Origin of the sequence: Microcystis sp. M165S2 (assembly GCF_020245885.1) — a bacterium.
Lineage (GTDB): Bacteria > Cyanobacteriota > Cyanobacteriia > Cyanobacteriales > Microcystaceae > Microcystis.
Genome location: NZ_JADBTZ010000297.1, coordinates 1 through 7,203, shown reverse-complemented (window position 1 = coordinate 7,203; position 7,203 = coordinate 1). Strand labels below are relative to the sequence as shown.

Sequence of the window (7,203 nt, the reverse complement as noted above, 5' to 3'; positions counted from 1 at the left end):
TGAGTAATTTTAGCAGATTCAGGGGCACCTGAGCGACTCTCAATCTAGCTAAAAGCCTTTTCCTGTAAGGTTTTTAGCTTTATTCAGCAAACCCTAATTAGGGTCTGCTGAAAAAGTTTTTCGGTGGGGGTTGGGGGTTGGGGGTTGGGGGTTGGGGGTTGGGGGTTGGGGGTTGGGGGTTGGGGTGTAGGGTTTTACCACCTGAATTTTCCCCCTGGTCACTCCCATGCCGGGTACTTTTTGATTGACAAAAAGTCTAAAAGTCTTACCCAACAAGGTTTTTATATTTATTCAGCAGACCCTAATTATATCTCCTGCAAAAATCAAAAATCTTCCGTTAGGTGAGGAGACCCCGAGACAGAAGACTCCGAGACAGGAGGAGAAAAAAGACAAGAGACAACTATCCTAGAATTGCCAATTTCCCGATTAAAGTAGAAGATAAACCGCAGGATTTTTCCGAGAATTTACTTTATGGTTTACCCGATCCCGCCTGAAGATAATCTACCGCAAAAATTTCCGAAAATTCCCTTAGATCGTCGCGCCTATGCTTTCCTGATCGACTTTGCCTCGATCTGGTTTTTAAGCTCCTTTGCTAATAGTGCGCCTGTACTGCAACTCTTCCTTTTTCTCCTGATTTGGTGGTGTTTGCGGGTGTTATTGGTAGCGCAGAATCAGGGTCAGAGTTTAGGCCGTTGGGCCTTGGATATGAAGATCATCGATCTGCGACTTCAGCGTTTACCCGGAATTTTGGAGTTAAGCAAACGAGAGGCGATCGCTGGTGGGGGGGCAGCTTTAATGATGTTAGGGTTAAATACTTTTTTTGGCAATCCTTTAAGTTTGATTTTACTATCTTCGCCCCTTTTCGCCGATTGTGGTATGGCGATCGGTGATGAGCAATTTAACCAAGCTTTCCACGATCGCATCGGTGGCACGATTGTTATTCCCACCCGTCGAGGTTTTTCTCTCGATCTACGTTTAAGAAGGCTTTGGTATCAAGTTAAGGGCAGAATGAGAAAATAAATATCAGTTATCAGTGATCAGTTATCAGTGATCAGTTATCAGTTTTAAGTTTTGAGTTTTAAGTGAGCAGTATTAAATAGGGTTTGCGGCAAAAAGTTTTTCTTGGGGGTAGGGTGTGGGGTGTGGGGTGTGGGGTGTAGGGTTTTACCGATTTTCAGGTGGTCAACTACCTAATTTTCAGGGAAAAAGTACCTGAATTTTCCCCCCGCTCACTCCAATGGCCGGTACTTTTAGATTTCAAAAAGGTCTAAAAGTCTTATCGAACAATGTTTTTAGATTTATTCAGCAAACCCTAAATAGCAGTTTCCCAGTATCTTTTCACTGTTTACTGTTTACTGATCACTGAAAAAGGCGGGATCGGCCGGGATCGAACCGGCGGCCTAGCGCTTAGGAGGCACTCGCTCTATCCAACTGAGCTACGACCCCAATTTTTTCCCTAACCATGATAAGCCATCCACGGCTAAAGTGTTGATTGCCGTGGATTATTTAGGGTTTTTTTTGGGGGGGTAATCTCGACTAATCCAGCAGAAAACGCCTCGATACCCACCTAGTTTCTGTTTTATGGTCGTGACCTTGGCAGTATGTTAATTTTATTTGCCCTTGAAGGCTTTTCTAAAATTCTTGCGATAGGCAGGATGAACAGCGAAGAGCAGCGGCCAGAACAGTGTTAGAGCTAGACGATTGGGTAAACTGGAACTAAAGTTAGTGCTTCTGTATCCATTCCAGAATTTCCAACCACCGGCACCATAAACAATTATTAAGATAAAAATAACCAGTCTCATGCCATCTCATCCTTAGATTTAGACAATTCACATCTCCTATTTTAAGCTTTGGTTTTGCCGACTTGGGAAAAGAAAATATTGTCCTCAATCGGGGGGACGGTGTTAGAATGCCGGTTAGGGACTAGCTTGATCGATGTCGGGAAACTAAAGCCAGAATTTGAAAAAAATATTTAAAAACGGCGAAAAGATAGCCTTGGGAGGAAATTATGCGAGCGGTATTAATGGCAGGTGGTTCAGGGACAAGATTACGTCCGCTTACTTGTGATCTTCCCAAACCGATGGTCCCGATTCTCAACCGTCCGATCGCCGAACATATTATCAATTTGCTACGAAAGCATGACATTACCGAAATTATCACCACCCTGCACTATCTCCCCGATGTCATGCGCGACTACTTTCAAGACGGCAGCGACTTTGGGGTAAAAATCACCTACGCTGTGGAGGAGGATCAACCCCTAGGCACCGCAGGATGTGTGAAAAATATTGCCGAATGGTTAGATGATACCTTTCTGGTGATTAGTGGCGATAGTATCACCGATTTTGACCTGCAAAAAGCGATCGCATTCCACAAAAGTAAAAACTCGAAAGCAACCCTTGTCCTAACGCGGGTTCCCAATCCGATCGAATTTGGGGTAGTGATTACCGACAAAGAAGGCAGAATTCGCCGTTTTATCGAAAAACCATCCACCAGCGAGATTTTTTCCGATACCGTCAACACCGGAACCTATATTCTCGAACCAGAAGTCCTCGATTATCTCCCCTACAAAGAAGAAGCCGACTTTTCTAAAGATTTGTTTCCGCTGCTGCTGCAAAGGGGCGAACCTATGTATGGTTATGTGGCCGATGGTTATTGGTGCGATGTCGGTCATCTGGAGGCCTACCGAGAAGCGCAATACGACGCTTTATCCGGCAAAGTTAACCTAGAATTTCCCTATCGAGAAAAATCCCCCGGGGTGTGGGTCGGTACTAATACCTATATCGATCCTAGCGCCCACATTGAGGCCCCGGCCATGATCGGCAATCATTGCCGCGTTGGTGCAAATGTTCTGATCGAGAGGGGTTCGGTTATCGGCGATAATGTCACCATCGGTGCTGGTTCCGATCTGAAACGTCCCATCCTCTGGAATGGTGTGGTGATCGGGGATGAGGTCAATTTAGCCGCTTGTACGATCGCTAGGGGAACCAGAATCGATCGACGGGCCCAGGTACACGAAGGTGCGGTGATCGGACAATTATCGATCGTGGGGGAAGAAGCGCAGATCAATTCTGGGGTCAGAGTCTGGCCGAGTAAACAGATCGAATCGGGAGCCATCCTCAATATTAACCTGATTTGGGGAAATACTGCCCATAAAAACCTCTTTGGTCAACGAGGAGTATCGGGCCTGGCTAACATCGATATCACGCCCGAATTCGCCGTTAAACTGGGGGCAGCCTACGGTTCCATCCTCAAACCGGGGTCAACGGTAATCGTCTCCCGGGATCAACGTAGTGTCTCGCGCATGGTCAGTCGATCGCTGATTGCCGGTTTAATGTCCGTGGGGGTTAATATCCAAAACCTACAAGCGAATGCTTTACCGATTTCGCGGACTTTAGTGGCTAAATTAAACGTAGTCGGTGGAATTCACGTTCGCATTCATCCCGATCGCCCGGATTTTCTCTTAATCGAGTTTTTAGACGAAAAAGGGATTAATGTTTCCAAAGCGAGGGAAAAGAAAATCGAAGGGGCCTATTTCAAAGAAGATCTGCGACGGGTGGGAATGCAGGAAATCGGCAGTATGTCCTATCCGGCTGATATTCTCGATAATTACCGCAAAACCTTTGAAACTCAGCTAAATGTGGAGGCTATTCGCAATAGTGGTTCCAAAATCGTCATCGATTACGCCTACGGAGTATCGGGAGCAATTTTACCAGAATTACTGGCCAAATTTGGCTGTGATGCCGTGGTTCTCAATGCCAGTTTACGTCAGAATGCCCTTTCCATGCAGGAAAGAGAGTTACTGATCCATCAATTGGGCCATGTGGTGGAGGCCCTGAAAGCGAACTTAGGCGTACAAGTTTCGGCCAACGGGGAACAATTAGTCCTCGTCGATGAGAGTGGTTTATCGATTCGCGGGGAACAATTAACTGCTCTAATGGTGAATACAATTCTGACCGCCCATCCTCGCGGTACAGTGGTAGTGCCGGTTCATGCTTCTAGTGCCGTGGAACAGATCGCACGTCGTCACGATGGCCGGGTGGTGCGGACAAAAGCCAGTCCTAGCGCTTTAATGGAAGGATGTCAAACCAATCCTAATGTGGTTTTAGGAGGCTCTGGGCAAACTGGCTTTATTTTTCCGCAATTACATCCCGGTTTCGATGCCATGTTCAGCGTGGCGAAACTTTTGGAGATGTTAACCATTCAGGAACGTTCTCTAGCTCAGGTGCGGGCCGAGTTACCGCGCATTTATAATAAAAGTACGGCGGTGCGCTGTCCTTGGAAAGTAAAGGGTTCTCTGATGCGCTATCTGGTGGAAACTCACGCTACCGATAATCTAGAGTTGATCGATGGGGTGAAGGTGATTAATCCCCTTAATGATGACTGGGTATTGATTTTACCCGATGCTGGAGAACCTTTAGTGCATATCTACGCTAACAGTGAGCAGCGCGAATGGGTCGATCGGACAATTAAAGAATATCGTCATCGTGTGCAGTATTTCGTCGAACATTACCAGGGCGAAATAGTGATGATTTAAGAGTTTTTTACCCCATTAGCCCCCGAAACTTGACTATCAGGTTTTTTTTGACCTAAAAGGTGGCGTAGCCCTGTAGATGCTCATTTTTCCTGTAAAAGCAAGGCGATTCGATCGGCCGCTGCCTCACCGGTGCGGATCGCTCCCTCAAAAAATCCCGGCCAGCGATCGGCCATTTCTGTTCCGGCCCAGTGAATCGGTCCGACGGGAGTAAAAAGAGCCTCGCCGAAACTTGTCCAGACTCCGGGGGGCATAAAGGCGGCATAGGCTCCACCAGTCCAGGGATCCCCGGGCCAATCCACCTCATCGTAACTGATCGGGAAAAGGGCCTCTTGACCGAAATAAATAGCTAAATCCGAAAGGACGGCGGCACGGCGCGCTGGGCCACTCATCGAGCGCCAACGACTATAGCGATCGCCAACTAGGAAGGTGGCGATTACCCCCACGCCAGTTTCGGGATCGGAACTATCAGCACAGAGTTCCAACCATTGACAATTGCCTTGGGCAAGTCCGGCTAGTCCCTGTTTTCGCCAGAAAGGTCGCTCATAGGAAATCAGGACTTTAGCGCAGCATCCCATCGGTACTCGTTGGGTTAGTTGTTCTCGCTGGGGTGGCATCGGTGGATCATAAATAATGCGGCCGGCAAGATGGGGCGGCATGGCAATGATGGCAAATTTAGCGGTAAAAGTGTTCTGGCTGGTTTCTATGGTCACGCCGGCCGAGTCATAATTAAGGCGAAAAACCGGTTCCCCCAGTCGAATTCGCTCTCCTAACTCCGCCGCGATCTTGTCGGGAATTTGTCCCGCTCCGCCATGGATCAGTTCGGCTTCTGGATGTTCGGCTTGAGCGGCGCAATTTTGTCCCCAAAGAACGTGCAGCAGTGAGACTTGGTGGGGTTCGGCCGGCCCGAGAAACCCCACTGCACGCGCCATATAAGCAAAATACCATTGACCAAAATCTGTGGTGGTGTTTTCTTCAATCCACTGGGCAAAAGTTTTACTGTCTAGTTTTTTGGTGTGATCGTTGCTTTGGGGATAACCTGAAGGTAGGGTTTTGGCTAGTTCTTGAAAACGCGCCCATGCTGACATCGCATCTTGCCATTCTGCCGCGCCGATATCGGGTACTTCTCCCTCGTGGAAACCCTGAAAAAAACCGTTGAATTCATAGCGTTTGTTGTTGAACACTAGGACGGTTTTTCCCTGATTGGGAGAGGGAAAACGACGTATTTTATACTCCTCGAGGAGGGCCAAAAAACGCTCTTGGGTTGGGCCCACCCACTGACCACCTCGATCGATCCACTGTCCGGAGGGGAGATATTGACCAGACATTCTACCACCGTAACGATTTTGCGCTTCGATCACCAGAACTTGATGACCTCGCCTCTGGAGATTACGCGCAGCGACTAATCCTGCTAATCCTGCCCCGACAACGATACACTCATAGCTAGTCCACTGGAGATTTGTCATGATTTTAGCCCCACAGAATATTTTATAATTAACAATTATTATTCTCCCCGATTTTTCCCTCAGTTTCTCTATCCATTGGCTCTTTTGATTAAATTATCTGCTGCCATCAATGTTTGATCTTCTTAGCGATCGCTTAAGCCAACACCTAGAACAAATTGTCCGAGAAAGAAACCCTTTTTTCTCTAGTCAAGGACATTTTTATGTGCGAGAATACCTGCGGCAAGAGTTAGGCAATTGGGGAAAGGTTGAATCACATTTTTTCCCTTTTCAGGGAAAAGTTTACGAAAATTTAATCTTGGATTTGCCTAATAATAGTCAAAAACCCCCGATTTTAATTGGCGCTCATTATGACACGGTGCCGGGGTCGCCAGGGGCCGACGATAACGCCACGGGATTAGCGGTATTATTAGAATTAGCGAGGTTTTTTGGGGAGAATCAGGCTAATTATCCAATTCGTTTAATTGCCTTTGATCTAGAAGAATACGGATTACTGGGGAGCATTGCCTACGCAGAAAAATTAAAACAAACTAAGCAGGATTTAAGGTTAATGTTATCCTTAGAAATGCTCGGTTACTGTGATAAAAATCCCCATTCTCAAAAATATCCAGCTTTTCTAGAATATTTTTACCCCAACACCGGGGATTTTATCGCTTTGATTGGCAATCTCAAAACCCGCGAGGATTTAAAGTTTCTCAGTCGAGTCATGAGAGAAAATCAGACTCCCTGCGAATGGTTGCCGGTAATTTTTGCAGGTTATATCGTCCCCGATACTCGACGCAGCGATCATTCTCCTTTTTGGAGTCGCGGTTATTCGGCAATTATGGTGACAGATACGGCTAATATGCGTAATCCCTACTATCATAGTTCTCAGGATACAATCGCTACTTTAGACTTAAATTTCCTAACACGAGTGTGTCAAGGTCTCTGTTTTGGATTGCAATCTTTACCGATAAGATAAAAGTTAGCGTTAGCGTAACGCACCAATCCCAGTGAGAAACCCAACATTATTGACGACATTGGTGTGGTTGGGTTTCGCTCAAGCGTCGCTAATATTTGACAGACAAAAGTTATTATTGCTCAACCCAACCTTGTATATTGAGAGAGGTGGTAGACCGTCCCAACCTTGGTCGGAAAAGACCGCTTCGTAGCAAGGGTCACCACCATAATCTCCCTGACAAAACTCGAACAGTCGCCGGGGTCGTGGCG

The 7,203-nt window shown here is 46.8% G+C and carries 5 protein-coding genes and 1 tRNA gene; 3 read left to right on the top strand and 3 right to left on the bottom strand.

The window, feature by feature from the left end:
- Positions 1–471: 471 nt before the first annotated feature.
- Positions 472–1,020, top strand: coding sequence for an RDD family protein (locus IM479_RS14990; RefSeq protein WP_287686098.1), 549 nt, complete (start codon positions 472–474; stop codon positions 1,018–1,020).
- A 352-nt stretch (positions 1,021–1,372) separates the two neighbouring features.
- Here IM479_RS14990 and IM479_RS14985 read toward each other — a convergent pair.
- Both IM479_RS14985 and IM479_RS14980 read right to left on the bottom strand, forming a co-directional pair.
- A tRNA-Arg gene (locus IM479_RS14985) sits at positions 1,373–1,446 on the bottom strand.
- 164 nt (positions 1,447–1,610) lie between these two features.
- Complete coding sequence (locus tag IM479_RS14980) at positions 1,611–1,802, bottom strand: hypothetical protein (protein ID WP_287686097.1); 192 nt, start codon at positions 1,800–1,802, stop codon at positions 1,611–1,613.
- A gap of 206 nt (positions 1,803–2,008) precedes the next feature.
- On the opposite strand from IM479_RS14980, the gene IM479_RS14975 reads away from it, so the two are divergent.
- Positions 2,009–4,534 (top strand): mannose-1-phosphate guanyltransferase, encoded by a 2,526-nt coding sequence (locus tag IM479_RS14975; protein WP_287686096.1) that lies wholly within the window; start codon positions 2,009–2,011, stop codon positions 4,532–4,534.
- A gap of 80 nt (positions 4,535–4,614) precedes the next feature.
- On the opposite strand, the gene IM479_RS14970 is transcribed toward IM479_RS14975, so the two are convergent.
- Entirely contained in the window at positions 4,615–5,997 is a 1,383-nt protein-coding gene (locus IM479_RS14970) for a flavin monoamine oxidase family protein (protein ID WP_287079270.1), read from the bottom strand.
- Positions 5,998–6,106: 109 nt separating this feature from the next.
- Here IM479_RS14970 and IM479_RS14965 point away from each other — a divergent pair, with 109 nt between their 5' ends.
- On the top strand, positions 6,107–6,955 hold the full coding sequence (locus IM479_RS14965) for a M28 family metallopeptidase (protein ID WP_287686095.1): 849 nt from the start codon (positions 6,107–6,109) through the stop codon (positions 6,953–6,955).
- Positions 6,956–7,203 lie beyond the last annotated feature (248 nt).